This window comes from Sphingomonas sp. G-3-2-10, assembly GCF_012927115.1.
Taxonomy (GTDB): Bacteria; Pseudomonadota; Alphaproteobacteria; order Sphingomonadales; family Sphingomonadaceae; genus Sphingomonas.
The window spans coordinates 97,268-123,552 of sequence record NZ_JABBFY010000002.1 but is presented as its reverse complement, the minus strand read 5'-3'; the positions used below and the strand labels follow the sequence as shown (position 1 = coordinate 123,552).

Sequence of the window (26,285 nt, the reverse complement as noted above, 5' to 3'; positions counted from 1 at the left end):
AAGACCCATGAACACCACCACCTCCTCCACCAATTTCGTCAATATCGGCGAGCGTACCAACGTCACCGGATCGGCGCGCTTCAAGAAGCTGATCATGAACGGCGACTATGCCGCCGCGGTCGAAGTCGCGCTGCAGCAGGTCGAGGCCGGCGCACAGGTGCTCGACGTCAACATGGACGAGGGCCTGCTCGACGCGCACGAGGCGATGACCACCTTCCTGAAGCTCATCCAGGCCGAGCCGGACATCGCGCGCATCCCGGTGATGGTCGACTCGTCCAAGTGGGACGTGATCGAAGCGGGGCTGAAGTGCGTTTCGGGCAAGCCGATCGTCAATTCGATCAGCATGAAGGAAGGCGTCGACCAGTTCCTCGAACATGCCCGCAAGTGCATGGCCTATGGCGCGGCCGTGGTCGTCATGGCGTTCGACGAGGTCGGGCAGGCTGACACCAAGGACCGCAAGGTCGAGATTTGCGAGCGCGCCTACAAGCTGCTGGTCGGCATCGGCTTCCCGCCCGAGGACATCATCTTCGATCCCAACGTGTTCGCGGTCGCGACGGGGATCGAGGAGCATAACAATTACGGCGTCGACTTCATCGAGGCGTGCCGCGAGATCAAGGCGCGCTGCCCGCATGTCCATATCAGCGGCGGCCTGTCGAACCTCTCCTTCTCGTTCCGTGGCAACGAGCCGGTGCGCAAGGCGATGCACTCGGTGTTCCTCTATCACGCCATCCCCGCGGGCATGGACATGGCGATCGTCAATGCCGGCCAGCTTGATGTCTATGACCAGATCGAGCCCGAGCTGCGCACCGCTTGCGAGGACGTGATCCTCAACCGCGATCCCGATGCGGGCGAGCGGCTGGTCGCGCTGGCGGAGCGGTTTCGCGGCACCGATGCGGTGGCCGAGAAGCAGGCGGCGGAGTGGCGCGGCTGGGGCGTGGCCAAGCGGCTGGAACACGCGCTGGTCAAGGGCATCGACACGTTCGTGGTCGAGGATACCGAGGAATGCCGTCAGGCCTTCGCGCGCCCGATCGAAGTGATCGAAGGGCCGCTGATGGACGGCATGAACGTGGTCGGCGACCTGTTCGGATCGGGCAAGATGTTCCTGCCGCAGGTGGTAAAGTCCGCCCGCGTGATGAAGAAGGCGGTGGCGCATCTGCTGCCCTTCATCGAAGCCGCCAAGGAGCCTGGCGCCAAGGGCAAGGGCAAGGTCATCATGGCGACGGTGAAGGGCGATGTTCACGACATCGGCAAGAACATCGTCGGCGTGGTCCTGCAGTGCAACGGGTTCGAAGTCGTCGATCTGGGCGTGATGGTGCCGTGGACCAAGATCCTCGAAGCCGCGAACGAGAATGACGCCGACATGATCGGCCTGTCGGGCCTGATCACCCCCTCGCTCGACGAGATGGTGACGGTGGCCGAGGAGATGCAGCGTTCGGGCATGACCATGCCGCTGCTGATCGGCGGGGCGACGACGTCGCGCGTCCATACCGCGCTGCGCATCGAGCCGGCGTACAAGGGGCCGGTGGTCCATGTGCTCGACGCGTCGCGCGCGGTGGGCGTGGCGACCACGCTGGTCTCCGACACGATCCGCGACGATTATGTCGCCAAGATCGCGGAGGAATATGAGCAGGTTCGCGTGGCGCGCGCGGGGCGCGGGCAGAGCGAGCTGGTGCCGATCGACAAGGCGCGCGACAATGCGTTCGATGCGGACATGGCGCTCAAGCCGGGCAAGCCGCGGATGCCGGGGGTGCACGAGTTCCTCGACTGGGACCTCAACGACCTGCGCAAATATATCGACTGGACGCCCTTCTTCCGCGCGTGGGAGCTGGCGGGGAATTACCCCGCGATCCTCACCGATGAGGTGGTCGGCGAGAGCGCGACCTCGCTGTTCGCCGATGCTCAGGCGATGCTCGACAAGATCATCGCCGAAAAGTGGCTGACCGCGCGCGGCGTGGCCGGGCTGTGGCCGTGCCGGCGGCAAGGCGACGACATCATCGTCCATGTGCAGGACGAACAGCATGTCACGCTGCCGATGCTGCGCCAGCAGATCCAGAAGCGCCAAGGCCGGGCGAATATGTGCCTGGCCGACTTCATCGATCATGACGGCGACTGGATCGGCGGGTTCGCGGTGGGCATCCACGGGATCGAGCCGCATCTGGCGCGCTTCAAGAACGCGATCGACGATTACAGCGATATCCTGCTCAAGGCGCTGGCCGACCGTCTGGCCGAAGCGTTCGCCGAGCGACTGCACCAGTTCGTGCGCACGTCGCTATGGGGCTATGCCGAAGGCGAGCAACTCGACAACGAAGCGCTGATCCGCGAGCAATATCGCGGCATCCGCCCGGCGCCGGGCTATCCCGCCTGCCCTGAGCACAGCCTGAAGCCGATGCTGTTCAAGATGCTCGACGCGCACAAGCGCACCGGGATCAGCCTGACCGAGAGCTTCGCGATGCTGCCGACCGCGGCGGTCTCGGGCTTCTATTTCGGGCATCCGCAGGCCGAGTATTTCGGCGTGGCGCGGATCGGGCAGGATCAGCTGGAAGACTATGCCGTGCGGCGCGGCGTGGACGTGACGCAGGCGACGCGCTGGCTGCGGCCGAACCTCGACTGAGGCCCGGCCGCGCCCGAGCGGTCAGCTCGTGCTGTACTGGCCCACGCTCCAGGCGGTGCTGCCCGGATCGAAGCACCATTCGGTGGTCTTGCCGCCGCCGGTGACATAGAGGCGCATGTGCTGGCCCGCCGAATCCTTCCAGGTCGTCACCGATGCCTGCTGGCCGTCGAAGATCGACCCGGTGACCCAGCCGCCGCTGGTGCTGGTGGTGTAGCGTTCGGTGATCTTGTAATTGTCGCTCGAGAAGACGTGGATCTCGAGGCTGCCGTTCGCATCGAACCAGTTGCACACGCACGTGCTGATCGGGTCGCTTGGCATGTCTGACATATTCCCCTCCAGTTTTGCGCCGCGTGTCGAATCGCGCGGGCATGAGGGAGTGTCTGATGCGCGAGGAAGCGTGTCGCCAAATATCGAAGCCAAGATGGCGCAATCTCCGCCTCTTGCCGCCTGACCCGAACCGGGTAAATCTGCCACAAAATTGTGGGTGGGGATCCGGAACATGGCGACGAATGCCGAAGGGACGCCGCAACACGCGGCTGAGCCGAGCGCGAAGGAAATGCGGCTGGTGATCGGCGCATCGTCGGCCGGCACCGTGTTCGAATGGTATGACTTCTTCATCTGGGGCACGCTGACCACCACCGGCATCCTCGGGCGGACCTTCTTCCCCGCGGACAATGCGGTGCTGGGCGATCTGCTCGCCTGGGCGACGTTCGCGGTGGGTTTCGGCTTCCGGCCGCTGGGCGCGATCCTGTTCGGCTATCTGGGCGACAAGCTCGGCCGGAAATACACCTTCCTCGTCACCATCACGCTGATGGGCATCGCCACCGCCGGGATCGGGCTGGTGCCCAGCTATGCCGCGATCGGCATGGCCGCACCGATCCTGATCCTGCTGATGCGCATCGCGCAGGGACTGGCGCTGGGCGGCGAATATGGCGGTGCGGCGATCTATGTCGCCGAACATTCGCCGGGCGGACGCGCCGGATTCCACACCAGCTTCATCCAGGCGAGCGTCGTGGGCGGCTTCATCCTCAGCCTGATGGTAGTGCTCGGCTTCAAGCTGCCGATGCCTGCCGAGACGTGGAACGACTGGGGCTGGCGCCTGCCGTTCCTGTTCTCGATCCTGCTGCTCGCCGTGTCGCTGTGGATGCGGCTGAAGCTGTCCGAGAGCCCGGTGTTCAAGGCGATGAAGGAAGCCGGCGAGACCGCAGCCAATCCGTTCGTCGAAAGCTTTACCTATCCCGGCAACTGGAAGCGGCTGATCGTCGCCCTGTTCGGCATCGCGGCGGGCCTGACCGTGATCTGGTACACCGCGATGTTCTCGGTCCTGTCGTTCCTGACCGGGCCGATGCGGGTCTCGCCCACCGCGGCGCAGCTGATCACCGGTGCGGCGGCGACGCTGGGCCTCGTCTTCTTCATCTATTTCGGGAACCTCTCCGACCGGATCGGGCGCAAGAAGCCGATCGTGATCGGTTATGTGGTGACGCTGCTGCTGCTGTTCCCCGCCTTCTGGGTGATCGGCAGCGCGGCCAATCCGGCGCTGGCCGAAGCCGCGAAGCGCGCGCCGGTGGTCGTCTCCGGCCCGGCCTGCAACTATGATCCGTTCGCGGCGAAGCAGGCCGACGAATGCGGGCAGGTGCTCGACTATTTCTCGAAGAAGGGCGTCGCCTATACCAAGGCGCAGGCGTCGTCGATCGACGTGACGGTGGGCGGCGTGCGGATCGAGGACACCAGCGCGACCGGCCTCGACGCGGCGCTGAAGGCGGCCGGATACGATCTCGCGCCGCAAATCCCGTCGCCGCGCAACATCGCAATCATCATTGCCGCGATCGTCGCGCTGATGGCGCTTTCGGGCGCGACCTACGGGCCGGTGGCGGCATTGCTGTGCGAGATGTTCCCATCGCGGATCCGCTACAGCTCCATGTCGATCCCCTATCATCTGGGCACCGGCTATTTCGGCGGGTTCCTGCCCTTCATCAGCCAGGCGATCGTGGTGAAGACCGGCGATCCCTATGCCGGGCTGTGGTACACGATGGCGGTGGTGGCGATGGCGCTGGTGGTGACGGTCTGGGGCCTGAAGGAGACGAATCCGCCTCGCGCCGCCTGAACCGGGGTGGCGCGCGGCGGCCGGGGCCGCTACCTCCCGAAGCCATGATTACCGCCCCTCTTCGCCTGCGGATCGATGGAGACGCACTGGTCTCCAACTGGCGCGCGCTCGCGCAGATGAGCGGCAGTGCGGCGTGCGGCGCGGCGGTGAAGGCCAATGGATATGGCCTGGGCGCGCCGCAGGTGGTGAAGCGGCTGGCCGATGCGGGGTGCCGCGATTTTTTCGTCGCGACCTGGACCGAAGCCGCTGAACTGGCCGGGCTGGGCGTTTCGGTATCGGTGCTGCACGGCCCGCGGGCCGAGGACATGGCGGGCGAACGGCCGGGCCATGCGCGGCCGGTGCTGAACACCGCGGAGCAGGTGAAGCGCTGGCGCGAGGCCGGCGCCGGCCCGTGCGACGTGATGGTGGATACCGGCATGAACCGGCTGGGCGTGTCGGTTGCCGAGATCGCCGATGGCCTGCTGGATGGGCTGACGATCGAGACGCTGATGAGTCATCTCGCCAGCGCGGACGAGGAAACCCCGCTCAACGAACGGCAGCGCGCGGCGTTCGCGGGCCTGAAGGGCCGGACTTCGGCGCGGCGGATGAGCCTGGCCAATTCGGCGGCGATCGCGCGCGGCGCGGACTATGCGTTCGACCTGACCCGGCCGGGCATCGCGCTCTATGGCGGCGTGCAGCGGCCCGAGCACGCGGCGGCGATCCGGCAGGTGGTGACTCCGCAGGCGCAGATCCTCCAGCGGCGGCGCGTGCCCGCCGGCGGGATCGTGGGCTATAACGGGACCTTCACCGCGCCGCACGACATGGACGTGGCGGTGCTCAATATCGGCTATGCCGACGGCTATCTGCGCTGCTTCTCGGGCAAGGGCCGGGCATGGGCGGGCGATGTCGAACTGGCCGTACTGGGCCGCGTATCGATGGACCTGACGGCGGTGGGCGTCGATGCCGCGTCCGGGCTGGGCGAAGGCGACTGGGTGTCGCTCGACTATGACCTTCCCGCGACGTCCGCGCTGAGCGGGCTTTCCCAATATGAGCTGCTGACCGGACTGGGCCGCCGGTTCGACAGGGTCTGGGCGTAACGGCGCTCCCCCGGCGCGAGCGGGTGCGCGCGCCAATCCGGACATAGCTGCGACACTGCCGGAGCGCTTCTTCGCGCGGTTGCCGGATGGCGCGTCATGCCTGCCATGCTGCATCGAAAGGTTCTGAGCCGGCGCGTCGTGGCGTGGTCCGGCCAAAAAAAAGGGGGCGAAGGATGAACCTTCGCCCCCTGTATCAGGTCAGATCGCGAACGATCAGAAGCGGGCCTTGAAGCCAGCGTAGAAGTTACGGCCGCGGATGTTGTAGATCGCGCTGCCGGCGCCGGTCGCCGTGGTGCCGAGCGGAGGCTCGGTCGCCAGGACGTTGTCGATACCAGCGTAGAAGTTGAGACCGCTATTCTCGCCGCCGACACGCATGTCGAACCGGATGTCGTGATAGAAGACACTCGGATACTGCAGGATCTCGAACGCGTCCGAGTTCTGCGGCGTTTCGTTGTTCAGCGAGTAGATGTTCTCGTACGTCGTGGTCAGCATCGGACCGATGTACCGCATCTCGTAGCCGAAGGTGAAGCGACCGACAGCGACGTCCGCGTTGAAGCGGAATTCGTCCTGCGGATCACCCAGCTCGCTCAGGAGACGGTTCTCGTAGTTCGGACGAGTCGGATCCTGGAAGTTGCTGTTCTTCAGCTGATGCGAATAGATCAGGCGCGTGCTGAGGCGGACATCCGAGCCGAGGTTGGTGCGATATGCAGCCTCGACGTCGATGCCCTGACGCTCACGGCGAGCGAAGTTCTGCGGGCCCTGAACCGTGGTGTAGTTCAGGATCTGGCCCGGCAGTTCGCCTGCAGGTCCGTTCGAGCCGCTGAGGTTACGGGCAAATGCCGCGCACAGCGGGCTGCTGAGGCCCGGAGAGTCATAGCACGAGTTCACGATCGTCTGCGCAGCGAGCGACACGATCACGTTGTTGACCTTGATGTTGTAGTAATCGACGGTCAGCGACAGACCCGGAATCCAGCGCGGCTGGATGACCGCGCCGATGGTGTAGGAGTCCGAAGTCTCCTCTTCCAGGTTCGCGTTGCTGCCCGAGACAACGCCGAGCGAGTAGCCGCCAGTCGGAAGATTGGCGAGCTGCACGGTCGAGAGCTGCGCGGCGCAGTTCGCCGAACGGTTCACGTTGTTACCGATCGCGTTTGCGTTGCACGGATCGATGAAGCCGTTGGCGAAGTTGTTGACCGCCGGGAAGCCGGTTTCCGAAACGTTCGGTGCACGCACCGAGCGGCCATAGTTGGCACGGAAGCGGATATCACGGATCGGGGCCCACTCGACGCCGCCGTTGTACGCCCAGACGGTGCCGACTGCGATGTTGTAGTCGGAAACGCGTGCGGCGCCGCTGACGGTCAGTTCTTCGAAGAACGGCACGCCCTTGAGCAGCGGGATCTGAATTTCGCCATAGGCTTCCTTCACTTCCAGCGCCGGAGCGTCGACGTCGCCGAGGAACACCGAGTTCGAAACGCCGGTATCCGCAGCTTCATCGCTGTTGTTGAAGGCCTTTTCACGACGATATTCACCGCCGAGTGCGAAGCGGACAGGACCGCCCGGCAGCTCGAACAGCTGGCTCAGGTCACCCGAAACGAAGCCCTGGATGTCGAGCTGGTCGATCGAGGCAGTGTTGACGATGCGCTGGCTGAAGTAGTTGACCGCTGCGCTGTTATCCTTCGACCCGAACGGGTTGTAGGGAACGCATGCGGCAACGTCCGCTGCCAGGGTCGCTGCCGACTGGCTGTAGCCCGGAGCGCCGATGCGTGCAGCGGCGTCGAACTTCGAACGGCACTGAATGCCGGCACCCGGATTGGCCGGATCGATGGCGGAGTCGAGCGACAGCAGGAAGCGCTGACGGTTGACGAAGCCCTTCATCTCGGCCCGCTCTTCCATCTTCCCGTAGTTCACGGAAAGCTCGTAGTTCCAGTCCTCGTTGAACGTGCCGCGAGCACCGACGACAACACGATAGGTGTTGCGGCGGAAATACTCGTCACGATCCGGCGAGTCGGTCAGGTTGCGAGCGAACAGGAAGCGGTAGGTGCCGTTGGCGATTGCAGTGTTGCGAGCCGCGAGGTTGGCTGCCTTGGTGGCTTCCTGAGCCGGCGTACCGCCACCCGGGGTGTTGTCGGTGCAGGTCACGGTGCCGATGCTGGTGCCAAATGCATAGGTGCAGTTGTTGGCCAGAATGGCGTTGGCGATGAGCGTGCGATCCGCCGAGTTCAGGAACGGGTTGTCCAGCCGCGGATTGAGGCGGGTGTCGTTACCGAGCGAAGCGGTGGTGTTGTTGAGGAACGTCGGCCCAAGCTGGTTGCCCACCGAGTTGGTGCGGACATACTTGGCTTCGGCGAACACTTCGAACGCGTCGCTGAAGGTGTAGTGCGCGAGCAGGTTGGCGTTCACACGCTCCATGTACGGCAGGATCGAGAGCTGCTGGCCTTCACGCGAGGTCTGGCCGTTGCCGCCCACGAAGGTGCCGCCCGGGCCCGAACCGAAGCGGGTGCCGGTCTGGGGAACCAGACGACCGTCCGCATTGAAGATGTAGTTGCAGTGGAACGCCGTGCCGCTGGTGTTGGCCGGGCCGTTGTTCGCCAGGGTGCCGCGACCGCAAAGGCCGGTGGCGTTGGGCTGCGGAACCGAAACGAGGCCGAAGCGGTGGATCGTGGCGCTGCGGATGTCGCGGACGAAGATCGCGTCGGGGAAGCCGTCGCTCGCCTGCGGCAGGCCGGCGCTGTCGGTGTCGACGGTCGCAAAGCCGTCAACGCGCTGGAAGGCCGGGATGTCCGAAGCGTAGATGCGCTCCTGATGGGCATATTCGACGTGCGCGGTGATGTTGCCGCGGCCGTCGGCGAAGTTCTTGCCGTACATCGCCGAGACGTACTGGTTGCCGCCGAAGCCTTCTTCCGAAACGGCAGCGATGCCGCGAACCTGAAGACCGTCGAAGTCGCGACGCAGCACGAAGTTGACGACGCCCGCCAGAGCGTCCGAACCATAAACGGCCGAGTTGCCGCCGGTCACGATGTCGACGCGCTCGATCAGATCGTTCGGGATGGTGTTGACGTCAGGCGAAGCCGCGAAGTTCAGGATGTCGGCAGCGACGTGACGGCGGCCGTTGACCAGCACCAGGGTGCGGACGGTGCCGAGGCCGCGCAGATCGAGCAGGTTGAGGCCGGCGATGCCGACGCCCGCGCCCGGGTTCTGCTGAGCGAAGGTGCTGCGCAGCTGCGGGAGGTCGTTCAGCGTGTCGCCGATGTTGGTCTGACCCTGAGCGAAGAATTCTTCACCGGTGATCGACGTGACGGGAAGGTTGGATTCGACATTCGGACGACGAATGCGCGAACCGGTGACCAGGATGGTCTCTTCACCTTCCGTGGCAGTTTCCTGCGACGTGGTGCTGGCCGCGTCCTGCGCCCATGCGGTCGCGGGAACCAGGACCAGGGTACCAGCGAGCGCCGAGGCGCTCAGCAAGCGTGAGAGTTTCATAGGTAGTGCCCCTACCAGGCGGAAGTGCCTGAAGGGGGCATGAACAGCAGAGTTTCTATCTCGCTTGCAAGTTACATCGCATTGCAGCGTGGGCTTTGTGTCTGAAGTGTTGCGAGAATGTAACACCGCTGTGCCGCAATGGGAGAATTCCGTACGATTCGTGCGTAAATTCCCCCTCTTGCGCATCTTTCCGCAACCGCGAGCGGCGGTGCGATAAACCTACGATTCGGACTATTGCGATCTCAGCGTTCGATGCACATCGCGATGCCCATGCCGCCCCCGATGCACAGGGTTGCGAGGCCCTTCTTCGCGTCGCGCTTGCCCATTTCGTAGATCAGGGTGGTCAGCACGCGGGCGCCCGAAGCGCCGATCGGATGGCCGATGGCGATCGCGCCGCCGTTCACATTGACCTTCTCCGCGTCCCAGCCGAGCTCCTTGCCGACCGACAGCGCCTGCGCGGCGAACGCCTCATTGGCTTCGATCAGGTCGAGGTCGGCGAGGGTCCAGCCGGCCTTTTCCAGCGCCTTCTTCGACGCCGGGACCGGGCCGATGCCCATGATCGAGGGGTCGACGCCGGCCGAGGCCCAGCTGGCGATGCGCGCGAGGACGGGGATGCCGCGCTTGTCGGCTTCGGCGCGCGACATGACGACCAGCGCCGCGGCACCGTCGTTCAGGCCCGAGGCATTGGCGGCGGTGACGCTGCCATCCTTCTTGAACGCCGGGCGCAAGCCCTCGATGCCCTCTACCGTCGCGCCCGCGCGGATATATTCGTCGTCGGCGACGATCGTATCGCCCTTGCGGCCCTTGATCGTGACCGGGGCAATCTCGTCCTTGAACTTGCCCTCGGCGCGAGCCTTCTCCGCGAGGTTCTGCGAGCGGACCGCGAAGGCGTCCTGCTCGGGCCGGGTGACCTGATACTGCTCAGCCAGATTCTCGGCGGTGATACCCATGTGATAGCCGTTGAACACGTCGGTCAGGCCGTCCTTGATCATCGTGTCGACCAGGCTCAGGTCGCCCATCTTGGTGCCCGGGCGCAGCGACTGGGCGTGGGGGCTGAGCGACATGCTCTCCTGACCTCCCGCCACGACGATGGTCGCGTCACCGGTGGCGACGGCCTGAGCCGCGAGCGCAACCGCGCGCAGGCCCGATCCGCAGACCTGCTGCACGCCCCATGCCGGAACTTCCTTGGGAACGCCGGCCGCCATCGACGCCTGACGCGCAGGGTTCTGGCCCTGGCCAGCCGTCAGCACCTGACCGAGAATGACTTCGGAGACGTCCTCGCCCGCGACGCCGGCCTGCTGCAGCGCAGCTTCGATCGCGATACGGCCAAGCTCGTGCGCAGGGGTGCTCGCGAAGGCGCCGAGGAAGCTCCCCACGGGGGTGCGCTTGGCGGCAACGATGACGATATCGGACGGGCTGGTCATGATGAGCGACTCCAGAATTTGGAGGCTATCTAGTGCGCCGCAGCATCCTTAGCCAGTGGGCGAGCGGTTCCCACAATGCAGCGCGGGCGCGGCCGCCCACGATCATGCCGACATGGCCCATCGAAAGTTCGACATTCTGCTCGAAGCGCGCGGCGGTGGCGGCGGGGACGATCCTGTCGGTCAGCGAGACGAAGCCGATCGAGGGGCAGTCGAGCGCTTGCGGGCCGACCGCCTTGCCGCCGATCCGCCACTGGCCGCGGCCGGGCAGATCGGCGGAGAGAAATTCGTCGAACAACTGGCGTCCCGCGCCGAAGGTGAGCGGCGCCCCGGCATTGGCCCAATCCTCCAGCGCGACGAAACCACGCGCTTCGGCGCTACCCGGCTTCAGGCGAGCGAAGCGTTCATATTTGCTGACCGTTCGGCGCGGATCGAGTTGCCAGAAACCCGCTTGCAGCACTTCCATCGGGACGAGGCCGAGCGCGTCGCAGATCTCGTGCGACTGGTCCCACAGGTCCGACATCGGGCCGAGCGCGTCGCCATAGCCTTCGAAATGCCAAGGTGCGGCGATCGACGCGACGCCGGCCACGGGGGTGAGGCACGCGGCAGCGGTGGCCATCGTACCGCCCAGGCAATAGCCGACCAACGCCGGGGGGCGTTTTAGCGCGCGCAGCATGGGGACCAGCAACTGCTCGATATGCGCTGCAACATCCTGCTCGCGGTCGGCGGGGGTGGGGCTGCCCCAATCGACCAGCAACGGCCGCACGCCCTGACGCACCATCCAGCGCAGCAGCGAATTGCCGCGCGCCAGATCGAGGACGAAGGGCGGGTTTATCAGCGAGGGGATGAAAACCACTGGAATCCCGCTGCCGCCATAGTCGCGGAGGCTGGCGCGGCCGGCGCTCGCAACCACCGGCTTCGGCGTGCGCGGGGCAGGGCGGGGCGCCTCCTGATAGGCCTTAAGACCGGCCAGCGCGGCTGCCCGCCGCTCGGGCGATGCTGCGGTTTCGCTGCGCAGCAGGTCGAGGAACAGGGGCAGGGGGCGCGGCCCGTGTTGCGCTGCGGAATGAAAGGGTGATAGACGGGACTCACTCACAGGGGCGAAGGTTCCAAATATGAAAAAGACGGCTCCCGGCGGCGGTCCGGTCATCATCAAGAAATACGCGAACCGCCGTCTCTATAACACCGAGACGTCGTCCTACATCACGCTCGACCATCTGGCAGCGATGACTCGGGAAGGGCGCGACTTCAAGGTGGTCGATGCCAAGACCGAAGACGATATCACGCATAACGTTCTGACCCAGATCATCATGGAAGAGGAGCAGCGCGGTCAGACCATGCTGCCGGTCAACTTCCTGCGCCAGCTGATCGCGCTGTATGGCGACAGCATGCAGGCGATGGTTCCGGGCTATCTGGAAGCGTCGATGGAGAGCTTTCGCCGCAACCAGGAGCAGTTCAAGACTGCGGTTGAGGGCGCGTTCGCCAATTCGCCTTTCGCCGAGATCGCCAAGCGCAACATGGCGATGTTCGAAGCGGCGGCGAGCGCGTTCAAGCCGGGCAGCGCAGAAGCGATGGCTGCTGCTGCGGCGGCAGCGTCGAATGCCGCAGCGGCACCCGCCGCGCCTGCACCCGAAGCTACCAGTGGCGGCGACGAGATGGCGGCGCTGAAGGCCGAACTCGCGCGGCTGCAGGACAAGGTCGAGAAGCTGGGCAAGTAATCCCCGCGATCCGCGCGTTCGAAAGGCGCGCGGATTACGGAACTACTGGCCTCGCCCGTCAATTGTTGTAGAGGGCGACCCGCAAGGACATTCCCCGCCGCGCATCCGTGCGCGGCGGTCGTTTACGTTAAAACCATCAGGAAAGATTTCGACACATGGCAGGTTTCAAGGTTCCGAGCTTCCAGGATCGCATGACGGCAGCGGCCGATGCGAAACAAAGGGCGCTTGCGAAGCTGAAGGCGAAGCCGGCGGTCGATCCGGCGGTTCTGGCCGAACGCGCCGCGGCTCGTGCTGCCAAGGAAGCAGCCGAAGCGGAGAAGCGTGAGGAAAAGAAGCGCGCCAAGGCGGAGGCCGAGGAAGCCAAGCGCATCGCAGTGGAAGAAGCTGCCGCCGCCGCGCTGGCTGCCGAAATCGCCAAGCGCCCCAAGGTGCGGACCGCCGCCGAGATGAAGGCGGCCCGCGACGCGCGTTACGCTGCGCGCAAGGCCCGGATGTAAGATCCGGCTGGCCGGGCGCGTCTAGACGACGCGCCGGCCAGTGAAGAGCTGGATCAGGCCGATGACCAGGGCGATCACCAGCAACAGGTGAATGATGCCGCCGCCGATGCTCATGCTGAAGCCAAGCAGCCAGAGCACCAGCAGAATCAGTACAATCGTCCAGAGCATGGGTTCTCTCCGTTTTTTCGTTTCGATACGGAGGGATAACGTTGCGGAGGCGCAACGCGTTCCGTCGCTGACGAATGGAGTGATCCGATGGACCTCGACACGCTGATCCACCATTATTTCGGCGCGGACGATCCCGATGCGATCGATCCGGCGCAACTCATGCTCGGCAAGGAAAAGCTGGCGGTCGATTTCGGCACCGAGCGCGATCCCGGCCGGCGCTTTGCGCTGTGGACGCTGATGGATGCGTTCGGCGTTGCGCCACCGCCCGCCGAAGCCTTCGAGAAGGACGCGAAGCTGCGCCGCGCGGCGGAGGACTACCTCACCGCCGCCTGGCGGATCGAGCGGGACTGACCTCGTTGCCTCAGGGCCCCGGCGCCGGCGGTTCGACCGGGACGGGGCCGGGCAAGGGCCCGGGCCGGGGCAGCGGCGCCTTGTACACCGGGATTTCGATCTCGCTGCCGGCGTAGAGCGATCCGTCCTCGAAGATCAGCCCGACATTGCGATTGTGCAGCGAGAGCAGGGTCGCGTCCGATGCAGAGCCCATTTCGCGTTCGGCGATGGACGTCAGCGTATCCTTTGGCTGCACGATGTACCGCCGGACGCTGTCGGGCGCTCGCAGGGCGCGAGCGTCGCCACTTTTCTTGTATTCGGTGAAGGCGTTGCGGAAGCTCGTGTCCATCCGCGCTGCGCGGCGTTCAATCGCTTCCCATAATCTGCCGAGCGACGGCGGGCGGTAGGGAACGCCCTCGGGCAATTGCTCGGCGGGCATCCGGAAACGATGGACCAGCGAGTCGTGGAGCGGCCCGTCGTCGGTATCGGGAAAGCGGCGGTCGCCAAGCCCGACGCCCATCAACCGGTCGCCGATCGACCATTTGCGCTTGCCGGTCACGTTGAAGAGCTGCGCGCGCGGATCGGGCCGCAGCATGAAGATCGGCGACTGATCGTCGCGATCGAACGCCAGGCCCTGCATCACCGCGCCGCGGAACACCCATTCGAGCGCGGCGTCGGACAGACCGCGTACCGGACCCCCGCCGCCGACCGCGCCGTGGACGCCGGGGAAGAAGAGCTGCTCGTAGCGATTCTCCTTCGGCGCGCCGGCATTGAGATCGGCGAGGTTGCTCCACAGCGAAGGCGCGAACGTCTTGCGCTTCTCGTCGACCGCGACGGCGTGGCGCGCGCGTTTGACCACGCTGCTCAGCGTCGTGTCGTGGAACGAGAATTTACGGTTGAACAGCAGGGAGAGGAGCCGGAGGTGGCTCGGCACGCCAAGCGCGCCCACCGTGTCCCACACGCCGAGATAGGCGATGCGCAGCGGCGTGAGATCGGCGGTGGCTTCGGGATAGGTGCGTTCGCGCCATTCGAGATCGCCCGGCAGGCACAGTTTCGGGCAATGCTTGAAGCGGAACTGGCGCGCGCTCTCCGAATCCGGTGACGCGTCCTTCGCCCGGTTCGCATAGAGATCGACCGCTGCCCGGATATGGCTGAGCGAACGGCGCGAGATGATGCCGCAGTTGCGGATCAGCCGACGAACGAGCGCGCGGTATAGGCCCCGCGCGAGAAGCCGAAGACGTGAATATCGTCGCCCGGCTCATAGTTGAGCACGAGGAAATGATAGGCCTCGATGATGTTTTCGCGCAGCCCGTGGCCGAGAATGCCGCCGGTCCAGCGCGACGTGGTGCTCGTGCCGACGCCTTCGTCATAATAGATGATCTGCGGCATGCCCTTTTCGTCGAAGCGCGAGATGGATTGCGCGACGCGTGCGACATTGGTGGGATAGTCCCCGTCGATCTTGTTCCAGGTGCCGTCGAAACAGAATGCGATGCGTTTCATGCCGCGTCCCCCTATGGCCGGGGAAGCTACCATCGTGCGCGGCTCGGCCGGAAAGACGAAAGCGGCCGTTTTGGTGGTATCGGCTAGCCGGTACGCGCGAGCACAGCCGTACAGGCGGCGGCGATCTCTGCCGCATGGGTCAGATGGAGGAACCGGCCGCCCTGTTCGATCGCCAACACCGCGACGCCGGGCAAGGTCGCGCGCCAATGCGCCTCGGCTTCGTCGAAGCGGTAGAGCGGGTCGCGCTGGCCATAGGCGATCGTCCAGTTGCTGCCGTCCAGCAGCACAGGCGCGCGGGCGCCGGCGCCGTGGGTCAGGATCTCGTTGAGGAAGCCGTGCATTCCCAGCGCCGACTGGCGGCCGGCGCGGACGATGGTGGCGAGCTCCTCCGGATCGTCGAGCGCGGCGAGATCGATCGCGCTGCCGTTGACGCTTTCGCGCATCATCCGCGCGATCGATTCGGACGAGGTGCGGTGCGCGAGCAGCCGGGTGAAACCGGCCGCGAGGCGTGGATTGTCGTAGAACAGTTTGCGCCCCGCGCCCATCATCCCGCTGCGGACCCGGTCGAGCTCGACGGGCGGATCGGGGCCGAGCAGCACTCCGCCGCGAATCCGGTCCGGCATCGCTTCGGCTGCAGTGATTGCGCCGGTCGAGAAGCCGCGCGAGAGCAGCAGCGCCTGCTCGATGCCAAGCGCGTCGAGGATCGTGTCGATGTCGTGCGTCGCGGTGCGATAGGGATCGCCCTCGACGAAATCGGTGAGGCCGAAGCCCGCGCGGTCGAACGCGATCGGGCGCAGGCCGGCCGCCTGCAGGGTGGCGATGAAACGCTGCGAGATGGCGCGGCCCATCACATTGACCTGCAGGATGACGACCGGGAAGCCGGTGTCGGGCCCGTGATCGGCGACGGCGATGCGGCCGGGCGCCCAGCCGCGGGGGATCAGCTTGAGCGGATCGTTGACCGCCTGGCCGATGTTGAGCGCGACGTCGCAGGCGGTGGCGAGCCCGGCCAGCGCCTCGACCTCGGCGACGATGCGCGCGAGATCGACCGCGGCTTCGACGCCGCAGGCGACATAGACGATCTTGAGATCGGCCTTCACCGCATGTTCGGAAACGCCCATCGCCTTGGCGACGGCCGGGCGGGTGCCGCCATGCGCGATGCCGCGCGCGGCGCGGGCCTGACGCTCGGTCAGGTCGAACAGGTCGGCGAACAGCCGGTCGACATTGGCCGGTGCGCGCAGATCGCCGGCGGCGAGGCGGAAGGCTTCGCGGACCAGATCGGTCTGGCGGCGCGCGCCGCATTTCTCCATCGCGCTGGCGACCTGCTTGCGCGCGGTTTCGTGCGCGATGCCGAGGCTACGCGCGGCGGCGGGGAGATCGCCTTCGCGGGCCAGCGCCGCGACGAGGCGGGTTTCGGACAGCGTCCAGCCATGAACGCGGGCGATCCGCTCCCAGCCGCCCGAATCGGGGCGGAAGCCGACGACCGCATGGCTGGCGCGGCCATCGGCGAGCGCGGCGCGCACCGCTTCGCCCAGCGGCCAGCGCGCCACCGCGCGGCTGCCGCCGGCCGCCAGTGCGACCGGGCGGCCGTTGCCGTCCTGCGCGAGGACCGAGAGATAAGGCTCGCCATCGTCGACGCGGCGGATCACCGATCCGATCGGATCGTCATCGTCGAACCAGGCGCGGAAGCTCTTGTCGGCGACGACCACCTGGCCGCGCGCATTGCACGCCGCCGAAGCGAAGGCGCCGTGGTTCAGCTCGGCGATCCAGCCGGGCACGCGCGCCGCCGCCGCTTCGACCGATTCCGCGAACTCGGCCGGCGCATTGTCGATCGCCGCGGCAAAGCCCTCGGGATCGTCGGCGAACAGCGCGAGCGGAGCCTCGTGCCGTTCGAGCGTGCGGAACCGGTCGAGAAAGGCGGCGGCGCGCAAGCCGGGTCAGCGCGGCTTGCGGAAGCGCAGCGTCATGCGGTCGCTCTCGCCGATGGCGACATATTTCTCGCGATCGACATCCTTCTGCGACAGGCTGGGCGGCAGGGTCCACACGCCCTTGGGCCAGTCCGCCGTGTCCTTCGCATTGGCGTTGATTTCCGAAGCGCCGACGAACTCGAAGCCGGCGGCTTCGGCGAGGCGGCGGATGGTCGAGACCTTGATATAGCCGCTGCTCTTTTCGCGATCGTCGCTGGCGCTTTCGGGCAGGCGGTGATCGACGATGCCCAGCGTGCCGCCCGGTTTCAGCATCGCGAACATCTGGGCAAAGGCCTCGCCCGAATAATCGGTGCCGCCGCGCTGATAGCCCATCCGCCAGTTATGGACGTTGCGGAAGGTGAGGACGACGTCCGCGGTCCCGTCCGGAACCTTGGGCTGGCCCTCGGCCCAGGGGAAGGCGGCGAACTTCACATGACCATAGGTGGCGGCGTCGGCGGTTTGCTTGTTCTGCACGCCCTTGTTGCCGTCGGGCCAGGGGCTGGCGGCGTAGTAGGTGCCCTTGCCCTTGGTCAGCGGGGCGAGAATTTCGGTGTACCAGCCGCCGCCGGGCCAGATCTCGACCACAGTGTCGGTCGGCTTCACGCCGAAGAAGGACAGGGTCTCGGCGGGGTGACGATACTGGTCACGGGCGAGGTTGGCGGGGGTGCGGGTGGATGCTGCAACCGCAGCCTTGATGTCGGCGCTCGGCTCGGGAAGGTTCGCGGCGGCGGCGAGGGCAATAGCGGTCGCGGCAAGGGCCGTGACGAAGAGGGGCTGGCGCATTTCGGCTCCGTACATATCTGGGGTGACGGGAACCTGATCGGCGGGCGGGAATGATGCAACTGGAATTCTTGGCGAGCCTGTGGACGCTGGTGGGAGGCATGGTCGTGCTGGCGGTGTTCAGCGCGATCGCCGACTGGCGACGGCAGCGCCGCCGCAACCTCGACGCGGCGGGATTCATGCCCTGGGCGCTGATCCAGATACTGGCGCTGTTCGCTGCGGCAGGCGCCGCGATCGCGGCGCTGCACGGCTAAGACGTTACAGGCACGCCTCGAGCAGAGCCTGGTCGAAGCCGTACTGCTTGGCCTTGTCGAGTGTGTAGGGGCGCAGGCCCATCGAGCGGTATTCGCCGATGATCTTGCCGTCGGCCGATTCGTCGAGATACTCGAACTTGAACAGCTCCTGCGTCACGATGACGGGGCCTTCCATGCCGATCACCTCGGTGATGTTGGTCACGCGGCGCGAACCGTCGCGCAGACGCTTCACCTGCACGATCAGATCGACCGAATCGGCGATCTGGCGGCTGATGGCTTCCTTGGGCATCTTGATGTCGCCCATCATCACCATGTTCTCCATACGGCCGAGGCATTCGCGCGGGCTGTTGGAGTGGAGCGTACACATCGAGCCGTCATGGCCGGTGTTCATCGCGGCGAGCAGATCGAAACACTCCGATCCGCGGATTTCGCCCAGGATGATGCGATCCGGGCGCATACGCAGCGAGTTCTTCACCAGATCGCGGATCGAGATTTCGCCCTGACCTTCCAGGTTGGGCGGGCGCGTTTCCAGCGGCAGCCAGTGCGGCTGCTGCAGGCGAAGTTCGGCCGCGTCCTCGATCGTCAGCACGCGCTCGCCCGGGTCGATCATCTTCGACAGGGCGTTGAGCATCGTCGTCTTGCCCGAGCCCGTACCGCCCGAGATGACGATATTGAAGCGGCTCGCGCCCGCGACCTTCAGCGCAGTGGCCATCTTCTGGCTCATCGATCCGCCCTGCGCCATCATGTCGAGGGTGATCGGCTTGGCCGAGAATTTACGAATCGAGATCGCGGTGCCGCGCAGCGACAGCGGCGGCACGATCACGTTGACGCGGCTGCCGTCCTTGAGGCGGGCGTCGGCCAGCGGCGTGGTCTGGTCGACGCGGCGGCCGACCGAGTTGCAGATTCGCTGCGCGATCTGGAACAGATGCTCCTCGTCGCGGAACTGGATGTTCGCGAGTTCGAGCCGGCCCTTGCGTTCGACGTACGTCTGCTCGGGGCCGTTGACCATGATGTCCGAGATGGCGCTGTCGGCGAGAAGCTCTTCCAACGGCCCGAGGCCCAGAAGCTCGTCGACCAGCACCTTTTCGAGCGCGAACTGCTCGCGGCGGTTGAGCGTCAGCTTCAGCTCGGCGAGCACTTCGCCGATGATCGGACGGAATTCCTCGGCGAGCTCGTCCTTGCTGAGCGTGGCGGCGGCTTCGGGATCGACGCGTTCGAGCAGGCGCGGCAGCACCTGTTCCTTGATGCGATGGACCGATGCTTCGAAGCCTTCGGCGCGCGATGCGCCGGCATCGCCGGAGGCGGCCTGACGCTCGGCAAGGCGCTGCATGGCCTCGCCGGTGGATTGATTCTGGCTGGACGGCGCGGCCTCGGGCTCGGGAGCCGCTGCGCCGGGCAGGGGCACGCTACCGATCGGCGGGAATTGCTCGCCGCCGGGCATCGGCTCGGAAGGACGGAGCGAACCGCCGCCCTGCATGGGGCGCGCGACGCCGAACGCGGGCCGGCCACCTGTGCCGCCCCCCAAACCGCTGCGTCGTCCGAAAGCACTCATGTGACTTCAATGATCCCCAGGAACCCGCCCGATTGCAGAGGGGTAGCGGCCAAGGTTTTACAATTGCCTAACCACAGCCTCCGGTTGGCCTGGCTTGCGGGTGATGGCGCGCCTGATAGGCTCGCATCGAGGGGAACGGGACATGCTGATTGCAGCCTTGATCGCGATGACGGTGCCGGCGGCCGCGCAGGACGCACAATTGCCGCGCTGGATGCTGGGCAACTGGTGCATGAAAAGCAGCGACATGCATCAATGCATCCGGGTCGAGGATGCCGCCGATGGCGGGTTCGTGGTTTCGGTGATCTATCCGGATTCCCCGAAGGCGGAACGCGTAGACTCTGTCGGGTGGATGCGCATCGTCGACGGGCGCCTCGTTTCCCACAGCGAAGGCGCGGGAACCACCTATCGCGAGGTTTCGCACAGCCCCGGCGAACTGCTGCTCGAGCGGACCGGCGGGGCTGGCGTGCCGCACATCAGATATCGCGTCCGGGGCACCACGCTGACGGTGTATTTCGGGAACGGCAAGGCACTCGCCCAGGTCTATCAGCTGACGCCCTAGACGAACGGTCCCTTTGCGCGGGCGCGGGCCTCCCGTGGGGGCAAGCCGGCAAGGGTGCGGAAATCGCGGGCCATGTGCGCCTGATCGGCATAGCCGGTCGCGGCGGCCGCATCGGCGAGGGGCTCCGGGCTCGACTGGACCTCGATCAGCGCGTCTCGGAAGCGCAACAGGCGCAGATAGCTGCGCGGCGGCATCCCGAAATCGCGGGCGAACAGGCGCTGCAGGCTGCGGTGCGGCAGGCCGGTGGCGCGGGTGATTTCCTCGACCGTGGCGGCGGTGCGCACGGCGGCGATCGGGGGCAGGGAAATCGATGCGAAGGCGCGGACGAGGGCGGGAAGCGGATCGCCGCTCTCGGGCAGCAGCGCCGCGAGCGGATCGGTCGCGGCGATCGCCCGCCAGCCATCGGCGAAACCGGGACAAAGCGCGCCGCCCAGCGCGTGCCACGCCCAGGGCCACAGCTTGATCGCGGTGAAGCGGGCGTCGCCGCTGAAGGCGAGCTTGGCGGTGGTCTGGGCAAGACCGGTGACGAACAAGGGCGGCTGCGCCTCGCGCCACACCGAGCGGCCCGAATGCCGCCGGATCAGCTCGATACAGCCATCGGGCGCGGCCTCATGCTCGATCCAGCCGTCGCCGCCCGCCGACATCGTCCAAACCGCGGCGACGAAGCCGTCGAGTTCGGGCGGCAGGGGCAGTTCGGCATAGTCCATGCGCGAAGCTTTGCATGTCGTGTCGGTTCAAGCCAGCATGGCGCGCAGCGTGCCACGAGCGGGGTGACCAATGGGAGGATTTCGATGACGCGTTTCGCACTCGCCCTGATTGCCGCAATCCCGCTGACCGGTGCAGCGACGCCCGCCGCGCAGACCCTGCCGGACTGGCTGGCGGGCAGCTGGTGCACCGCCGATGGCGCGCACGGCCGCACCTGCGAGCGATGGGGGCCTGCGGCGGGCGGCATGATGATCGGCACGTCGCAAACGGTGAAGGGCGGCCGGACGGTGAGTTTCGAATTCCTCCGCATCGCGCTGGACGGCGAGACGCCCGTCTATATCGCCCAGCCCGGCGGCAAGGCGGCGGTCGCGTTTCGCGCGGTGGCGGGGGAGAAGGGTGTGACCTTCCTCAACGAGGCCCATGATTACCCGCAGCGCATCCGCTACTGGCGCGAAGGCGATGCGCTGGTCGCGGAAATCGCGCTGAAGGACGGCACGAACGCGATGTCGTGGCGCTACGCGCGCGGGGAATGAAGCGCGTCAGTTGCGGCGGTTGAACAGGGCGGCGCCCGACGGCACCTCGCCCAGTTCGATATGGTTGCCGATGGTGAGCATCATCAGCGTGTCGCCATCCTTCTGCAGCAGCGAGGTCCGGGCTTCGGGTGCGTTCGGCGGGGTTCCTGCCGGAGCGCCCTGATAGCCGGACGTGCGGGCACGGGCGTTCATCCGGTCGAACCGGCTGTGCGCTGCGTCGTCGACGAACGTGACGGCGCAGGTGCGGCCGTTTTCGGTGCTGGCAGCGGCGAGGAAGACGGGTTCCTCCGGCGGGCCGCCACGGACCCACACCGCCTTGCCATGCGGCCGGGACGGCACATAGCCGATCGCGGCGAGATGCTGCGCGTTGTCCAGCGCGATCGTCCCGTCCAGAATCTTCGGGCAGAGTTCGAACATCGCGGCTGCGACCGCCACATCGTCGGCGGGAAGGGCGGGCGTGGCGGCGAGTGCGGCGACGAAGAGGCTGAAGGACAAGGATGCGCTCCGCAAATGACAACGCCGCCGAGAATGCCCGGCGGCGTCAATGCGTCAAGCGCGAAGGCAGCGGAGAACCGCCGTCAAGGCGGTCAGCCTGCGGTTTCGGCGAGGACAGTCAGGCCCTTGGCGTTCACTTCGGCGAAGCCGCCCTGGATGCGGATCGCCTCGGGCGCCGAACCCTGGGTCTTGTAGATGGCGAGATCGCCGTCACGGATCGTCGACATGACCGGCGCATGGCCTTCGAGCACGCCGAAATCGCCCTCGGTGCCGGGAACGACGACCATGTACACGTCCTCGGAGCGGACGAGCTTTTCGGGGGTGACGAGTTCGAAGTGCAGCATTGATCTTGTCCTGATTTCCCTCTCCCGCTTTCGCGGGAGAGGCAGCGAGACTTGGCAGCTTGCTGCCTAGTCGCAGCGGTGAGGGTCTTCTTCTTCCGCGAGGCGGTCGAAACAGGAGAAGAAGACCCTCACCCAACCCTCTCCCGCAAGCGGGAGAGGGCTAGAGAAGGCAATTACGCCTCTTCGGCCAGCTTCTGGGCCTTGGCGACGACTTCGTCGATGCCGCCGACCATGTAGAAGGCTGCTTCCGGCAGGTGGTCATACTCGCCGTCGACGACGGCCTTGAACGACTTCACCGTGTCTTCGATCGCAACGAACTTGCCGCTGATGCCGGTGAAGACTTCTGCGACGTGGAACGGCTGCGACAGGAAGCGCTGGATCTTGCGGGCGCGGGTAACGGTGACCTTATCCTCTTCGGAAAGCTCGTCCATGCCCAGGATCGCGATGATGTCCTGCAGCGCCTTGTACTTCTGCAGCGTTTCCTGAACGCGGCGGGCGGTGTCGTAATGGTCCTGACCGACGATCGCCGGGGTCAGCACGCGCGAGGTGGAGTCGAGCGGGTCGACTGCCGGGTAGATGCCCAGCTCCGAGATCGCGCGGTTAAGCACGGTCGTCGCGTCGAGGTGGGCGAACGACGTTGCCGGCGCCGGATCGGTAAGATCGTCGGCGGGAACGTACACGGCCTGCACCGAGGTGATCGAGCCCTTGTTGGTCGAGGTGATGCGCTCCTGCAGCGCGCCCATGTCGGTCGACAGGGTCGGCTGGTAGCCCACGGCCGAAGGAATACGGCCCAGCAGTGCCGACACTTCCGCGCCCGCCTGGGTGAAGCGGAAGATGTTGTCGACGAAGAACAGCACGTCCTGGCCTTCGACGTCGCGGAAATATTCGGCGATCGTCAGGCCCGACAGCGCGACGCGAGCGCGGGCGCCCGGCGGCTCGTTCATCTGGCCGAACACCAGGGCGACCTTCGAACCTTCGCTGGTCGGATTGCCGTCGGCATCCTTGGCGATGACGTTCGCGTCGAGGAACTCGTGGTACAGATCGTTACCCTCGCGGGTACGCTCGCCGACGCCGGCGAACACCGAGGTGCCGCCGTGGCCCTTGGCGATGTTGTTGATCAGTTCCTGGATGAGCACGGTCTTGCCCACGCCGGCGCCGCCGAACAGGCCGATCTTGCCGCCCTTCGCGTAGGGCGCGAGCAGATCGATGACCTTGATGCCGGTGACCAGGATCGCGCTCTCGGTCGACTGGTCGACAAAGGCGGGAGCCGCTGCGTGGATCGGCGCGCTGTCGGTGTTGCCGATGGGGCCGCGCTCGTCGATCGGCTCGCCGATGACGTTCATGATGCGGCCGAGCGTCTTCGGGCCGACAGGAACGCGGATCTGCGAACCGGTGTCGGTGACGGCCTGACCGCGGGTGAGACCTTCGGTCGCGTCCATCGCGATGGTGCGCACGGTGTTTTCGCCGAGGTGCTGCGCGACTTCGAGAACAAGGCGGCTGCCGTTGTTGTCGGTCTCGAGCGCCGAGAGAATGGCGGGCAGCGAACCACCGTCGAACGAAACGTCGACGACGGCGCCGATGATCTGCGAAATGCGGCCGGTGCTGGTCGTCGCCGAAGCGGCGGTGCTGGCGGCCGCTGCAGGCGCGGCGGCCTTGGGCGCACGCTTCGCGGCGGGCTTCTTGGTGGTCGGGGCTGCGGTTGCCATCGTGGTTTCCTTGCTTCGAATTTCTTAGAGCGCTTCGGCGCCGGAGATGATTTCGACGAGTTCGGTGGTGATCGCGGCCTGACGGGCGCGGTTATACTGGATCGACAGACGCTTGATCAGATCGCCGGCATTGCGGGTCGCATTGTCCATCGCGGTCATCTTGCTGCCCTGCTCCGACGCGGCGTTTTCACGCATCGCGCGGTAGAGCTGGATCGCGACGTTGCGCGGCAGCAGGTCGGCGAGAATCTCGGCTTCGTCCGGCTCATATTCGGTCGCTGCCGACACGCCGGTCTCGACCGCGGCCGAAACCGTGGGGATCGCAACCGGGATGATCTGCTGCGCGGTCGGCTCCTGCGTCAGGACCGACTTGAAGTTCGAATAGAACAGGGTCGCGATGTCGAATTCACCGGCTTCGTAGCGGGCGATCAGATCGTCGGCATAGCCGCGCGCGTCGAGGAACGTCAGCTTGCCCAGATCGCCCGGCTCGATGCCATGAACCAGCAGGTCGCGGAACTGACGGTTCAGCACGCCGCGGCCCTTGCGGCCGATCGTGTAGATCTTGACCGTCTTGCCGGCGGCGAGCAGGTCCTGCGCATGCTTGCGGGCAAGGCGGGCGATGTTCGTGTTGAACGCGCCGGCCAGACCCTTGTCGCTGGTGGCGACGACGAGCAGGTGGACCTGATCCTTGCCGGTGCCGGCGAGGAGCTTCGGCGAGGATTCGCTGACGGTCACCTTGGAAGCGAGCGACGCCACCACGGCTTCGAGACGCTGGGCATAGGGGCGCCCGGCCTCGGCCGCTTCCTGCGCACGGCGCAGCTTCGCGGCGGCGACCATCTTCATCGCCTTGGTGATCTTCTGCGTCGACTTCACCGAGCCGATGCGGACCTTGAGGGCCTTGAGAGAAGCCATTGTCTTCCTTCTTCTCCTCTCCCCCGAGGGGGAGAGGGAAATGACTTACGCGAAGGTCTTGGCGAACGCTTCGAGCGCGGCCTTCAGGCCGGCGCGGCTGTCGTCGGACAGGTCCTTGCTGTCGCGGATCGCCTTGAGCACGCCGGCATGGTTGGCGCGCAGATCGGCGAGCATCGCCTGCTCGTAACGCACCACGTCCGCGGCCGGGATCACGTCGAGGAAGCCCTGGGTGCCCGCGAAGATCGAGGCAACCTGCTCTTCGAACGGCATCGGCGAGAACTGAGCCTGCTTGAGCAGCTCGGTCAGGCGCGCGCCGCGGTTCAGCAGCTTCTGGGTCGAGGCGTCGAGGTCCGAACCGAACTGGGCGAAGGCAGCCATTTCACGATACTGGGCCAGCTCCAGCTTGATCGAGCCGGCGACCTTCTTCATCGCCTTGGTCTGCGCCGACGAACCCACGCGGCTCACCGACAGACCCACGTTGATCGCCGGACGGATGCCCGCGAAGAACAGGTCGGTTTCGAGGAAGATCTGGCCGTCGGTGATCGAGATCACGTTGGTCGGGATGTAGGCCGACACGTCGCCTGCCTGGGTTTCGATGATCGGGAGCGCGGTCAGCGAGCCGCCGCCATTCTCGTCGTTCATCTTCGCCGCGCGCTCGAGCAGGCGGCTGTGGAGATAGAACACGTCGCCCGGATAGGCTTCGCGGCCCGGCGGGCGGCGCAGCAGCAGCGACATCTGGCGGTAAGCGACGGCCTGCTTCGACAGATCGTCGAACACGATCAGCGCGTGCATGCCGTTGTCACGGAAATACTCGCCCATCGCGGTGCCGGTGTACGGCGCGAGGAACTGCAGCGGGGCCGGCTCCGACGCGGTTGCGGCGACGACGATGGAATATTCCATCGCGCCATTCTCTTCGAGGGTGCGGACGAGCTGCGCGACGGTCGAGCGCTTCTGGCCGACGGCGACGTACACGCAGTATAGCTTCGCCTTCTCGTCGGTGCCCTTGTTCGCTTCCTTCTGGTTGATGAAGGTGTCGATCGCGACGGCCGACTTGCCGGTCTGGCGATCGCCGATGATCAGTTCGCGCTGGCCGCGGCCGACGGGGACGAGGGCGTCGAGTGCCTTCAGGCCGGTCTGCATCGGCTCGTGAACCGACTTGCGCGGGATGATGCCCGGTGCCTTCACTTCGACGCGGCTGCGGGTCTCGGAAACGATCGGGCCCTTGCCGTCGATCGGGTTGCCGAGGCCGTCCACGACGCGGCCGAGCAGGCCCTTGCCGACCGGAACGTCCACGATGGTGCCGGTGCGCTTGACGGTGTCGCCTTCCTTGATCTCCGAGTCCGACCCGAAGATCACGACGCCGACATTGTCGGCTTCGAGGTTGAGCGCCATGCCCTGGATGCCATTGGCGAATTCGACCATCTCACCGGCCTGGACATTGTCCAGACCGTGGATGCGCGCGATGCCGTCGCCGACCGACAGCACCTGGCCGGTTTCCGAGACCTGAGCCTCGGTGCCGAACGATGCGATCTGGTCCTTGATGACCTTCGAGATTTCAGCGGCGCGAATGTCCATGAGTGTA

25 protein-coding genes are annotated in these 26,285 nt (G+C 66.1%); 9 read left to right on the top strand and 16 right to left on the bottom strand.

Going from position 1 to position 26,285, the window contains the following annotated elements; translation table 11 throughout:
* Positions 1-7: 7 nt before the first annotated feature.
* Positions 8-2,611 carry a methionine synthase gene (gene metH / locus HHL13_RS17125; RefSeq protein ID WP_169557130.1) on the top strand — a complete coding sequence of 868 codons (2,604 nt, stop codon included), beginning with the start codon at positions 8-10 and terminating at the stop codon, positions 2,609-2,611.
* Positions 2,612-2,632: 21 nt separating this feature from the next.
* Here metH and HHL13_RS17120 read toward each other — a convergent pair whose 3' ends face one another.
* The gene (locus HHL13_RS17120; protein WP_169557129.1) at positions 2,633-2,938 is read right to left on the bottom strand and encodes a hypothetical protein; all 306 of its coding nucleotides are present in this window, start codon (positions 2,936-2,938) and stop codon (positions 2,633-2,635) included.
* A gap of 172 nt (positions 2,939-3,110) precedes the next feature.
* On the opposite strand from HHL13_RS17120, the gene HHL13_RS17115 reads away from it, so the two are divergent.
* Both HHL13_RS17115 and alr read left to right on the top strand, forming a co-directional pair.
* Complete coding sequence (locus HHL13_RS17115) at positions 3,111-4,715, top strand: MFS transporter (protein ID WP_169557128.1); 1,605 nt, start codon at positions 3,111-3,113, stop codon at positions 4,713-4,715.
* Positions 4,716-4,759: 44 nt separating this feature from the next.
* Positions 4,760-5,791, top strand: coding sequence for an alanine racemase (alr, locus tag HHL13_RS17110; RefSeq protein WP_169557127.1), 1,032 nt, complete (start codon positions 4,760-4,762; stop codon positions 5,789-5,791).
* A 213-nt stretch (positions 5,792-6,004) separates the two neighbouring features.
* Here alr and HHL13_RS17105 read toward each other — a convergent pair whose 3' ends face one another.
* The 3 genes from HHL13_RS17105 to HHL13_RS17095 form a co-directional block, all read right to left on the bottom strand.
* Entirely contained in the window at positions 6,005-9,268 is a 3,264-nt protein-coding gene (locus tag HHL13_RS17105) for a TonB-dependent receptor (RefSeq protein WP_169557126.1), read from the bottom strand.
* A 242-nt stretch (positions 9,269-9,510) separates the two neighbouring features.
* Positions 9,511-10,692, bottom strand: a complete 1,182-nt coding sequence (locus HHL13_RS17100) for an acetyl-CoA C-acetyltransferase (protein ID WP_169557125.1) — start codon at positions 10,690-10,692, stop codon at positions 9,511-9,513.
* 25 nt (positions 10,693-10,717) lie between these two features.
* On the bottom strand, positions 10,718-11,728 hold the full coding sequence (locus tag HHL13_RS17095; protein WP_206377146.1) for an alpha/beta hydrolase: 1,011 nt from the start codon (positions 11,726-11,728) through the stop codon (positions 10,718-10,720).
* A 76-nt stretch (positions 11,729-11,804) separates the two neighbouring features.
* On the opposite strand from HHL13_RS17095, the gene phaR reads away from it, so the two are divergent.
* Positions 11,805-12,407, top strand: coding sequence for a polyhydroxyalkanoate synthesis repressor PhaR (gene phaR, locus HHL13_RS17090; protein ID WP_169557123.1), 603 nt, complete (start codon positions 11,805-11,807; stop codon positions 12,405-12,407).
* 155 nt (positions 12,408-12,562) lie between these two features.
* Positions 12,563-12,904: a DUF6481 family protein gene (locus HHL13_RS17085; protein WP_169557122.1), complete on the top strand. Its 342-nt coding sequence runs from the start codon at positions 12,563-12,565 to the stop codon at positions 12,902-12,904.
* A 21-nt stretch (positions 12,905-12,925) separates the two neighbouring features.
* On the opposite strand, the gene HHL13_RS17080 is transcribed toward HHL13_RS17085, so the two are convergent.
* Positions 12,926-13,072 (bottom strand): lmo0937 family membrane protein, encoded by a 147-nt coding sequence (locus HHL13_RS17080; RefSeq protein ID WP_169557121.1) that lies wholly within the window; start codon positions 13,070-13,072, stop codon positions 12,926-12,928.
* A gap of 87 nt (positions 13,073-13,159) precedes the next feature.
* Between HHL13_RS17080 and HHL13_RS17075 the strand changes: the two genes are divergently transcribed.
* A complete protein-coding gene (locus HHL13_RS17075) occupies positions 13,160-13,423 on the top strand; it encodes a hypothetical protein (RefSeq protein ID WP_169557120.1) in 264 nt (87 codons plus the stop codon).
* A gap of 10 nt (positions 13,424-13,433) precedes the next feature.
* On the opposite strand, the gene HHL13_RS17070 is transcribed toward HHL13_RS17075, so the two are convergent.
* From HHL13_RS17070 to HHL13_RS17055, 4 genes are all read right to left on the bottom strand, one after another.
* On the bottom strand, positions 13,434-14,573 hold the full coding sequence (locus tag HHL13_RS17070; protein WP_346775612.1) for a DUF2235 domain-containing protein: 1,140 nt from the start codon (positions 14,571-14,573) through the stop codon (positions 13,434-13,436).
* Positions 14,574-14,590: 17 nt separating this feature from the next.
* Positions 14,591-14,902 carry a DUF2235 domain-containing protein gene (locus HHL13_RS22865; protein ID WP_169557119.1) on the bottom strand — a complete coding sequence of 104 codons (312 nt, stop codon included), beginning with the start codon at positions 14,900-14,902 and terminating at the stop codon, positions 14,591-14,593.
* An 83-nt stretch (positions 14,903-14,985) separates the two neighbouring features.
* Positions 14,986-16,830, bottom strand: coding sequence for an alpha/beta fold hydrolase (locus HHL13_RS17060; protein ID WP_169557118.1), 1,845 nt, complete (start codon positions 16,828-16,830; stop codon positions 14,986-14,988).
* A gap of 6 nt (positions 16,831-16,836) precedes the next feature.
* On the bottom strand, positions 16,837-17,649 hold the full coding sequence (locus tag HHL13_RS17055; RefSeq protein WP_169557117.1) for a class I SAM-dependent methyltransferase: 813 nt from the start codon (positions 17,647-17,649) through the stop codon (positions 16,837-16,839).
* Positions 17,650-17,699: 50 nt separating this feature from the next.
* On the opposite strand from HHL13_RS17055, the gene HHL13_RS17050 reads away from it, so the two are divergent.
* The gene (locus HHL13_RS17050; protein ID WP_240953882.1) at positions 17,700-17,900 is read left to right on the top strand and encodes a hypothetical protein; all 201 of its coding nucleotides are present in this window, start codon (positions 17,700-17,702) and stop codon (positions 17,898-17,900) included.
* 4 nt (positions 17,901-17,904) lie between these two features.
* Here HHL13_RS17050 and HHL13_RS17045 read toward each other — a convergent pair whose 3' ends face one another.
* Positions 17,905-19,452 (bottom strand): CpaF family protein, encoded by a 1,548-nt coding sequence (locus HHL13_RS17045; RefSeq protein ID WP_169557116.1) that lies wholly within the window; start codon positions 19,450-19,452, stop codon positions 17,905-17,907.
* Between the two features lie 142 nt (positions 19,453-19,594).
* Between HHL13_RS17045 and HHL13_RS17040 the strand changes: the two genes are divergently transcribed.
* Entirely contained in the window at positions 19,595-20,011 is a 417-nt protein-coding gene (locus tag HHL13_RS17040) for a hypothetical protein (RefSeq protein WP_169557115.1), read from the top strand.
* On the opposite strand, the gene HHL13_RS17035 is transcribed toward HHL13_RS17040, so the two are convergent.
* Positions 20,008-20,718 (bottom strand): AraC family transcriptional regulator, encoded by a 711-nt coding sequence (locus HHL13_RS17035; RefSeq protein WP_169557114.1) that lies wholly within the window; start codon positions 20,716-20,718, stop codon positions 20,008-20,010. The genes HHL13_RS17040 and HHL13_RS17035 overlap by 4 nt on opposite strands.
* 84 nt (positions 20,719-20,802) lie before the next feature.
* Between HHL13_RS17035 and HHL13_RS17030 the strand changes: the two genes are divergently transcribed.
* Complete coding sequence (locus tag HHL13_RS17030; protein ID WP_169557113.1) at positions 20,803-21,249, top strand: DUF6265 family protein; 447 nt, start codon at positions 20,803-20,805, stop codon at positions 21,247-21,249.
* A gap of 6 nt (positions 21,250-21,255) precedes the next feature.
* Here the strand turns inward: HHL13_RS17030 and HHL13_RS17025 are convergent, their stop codons facing one another.
* The 5 genes from HHL13_RS17025 to atpA form a co-directional block, all read right to left on the bottom strand.
* Positions 21,256-21,744, bottom strand: a complete 489-nt coding sequence (locus HHL13_RS17025; protein ID WP_169557112.1) for a hypothetical protein — start codon at positions 21,742-21,744, stop codon at positions 21,256-21,258.
* 92 nt (positions 21,745-21,836) lie between these two features.
* On the bottom strand, positions 21,837-22,088 hold the full coding sequence (locus HHL13_RS17020) for an ATP synthase F1 subunit epsilon (RefSeq protein ID WP_169557111.1): 252 nt from the start codon (positions 22,086-22,088) through the stop codon (positions 21,837-21,839).
* A gap of 173 nt (positions 22,089-22,261) precedes the next feature.
* Positions 22,262-23,794 carry a F0F1 ATP synthase subunit beta gene (gene atpD / locus HHL13_RS17015; protein ID WP_206377114.1) on the bottom strand — a complete coding sequence of 511 codons (1,533 nt, stop codon included), beginning with the start codon at positions 23,792-23,794 and terminating at the stop codon, positions 22,262-22,264.
* 24 nt (positions 23,795-23,818) lie between these two features.
* Positions 23,819-24,703 (bottom strand): F0F1 ATP synthase subunit gamma, encoded by an 885-nt coding sequence (locus HHL13_RS17010; protein WP_169557110.1) that lies wholly within the window; start codon positions 24,701-24,703, stop codon positions 23,819-23,821.
* A gap of 45 nt (positions 24,704-24,748) precedes the next feature.
* Positions 24,749-26,278 (bottom strand): F0F1 ATP synthase subunit alpha, encoded by a 1,530-nt coding sequence (atpA, locus tag HHL13_RS17005; RefSeq protein ID WP_169557109.1) that lies wholly within the window; start codon positions 26,276-26,278, stop codon positions 24,749-24,751.
* Positions 26,279-26,285 lie beyond the last annotated feature (7 nt).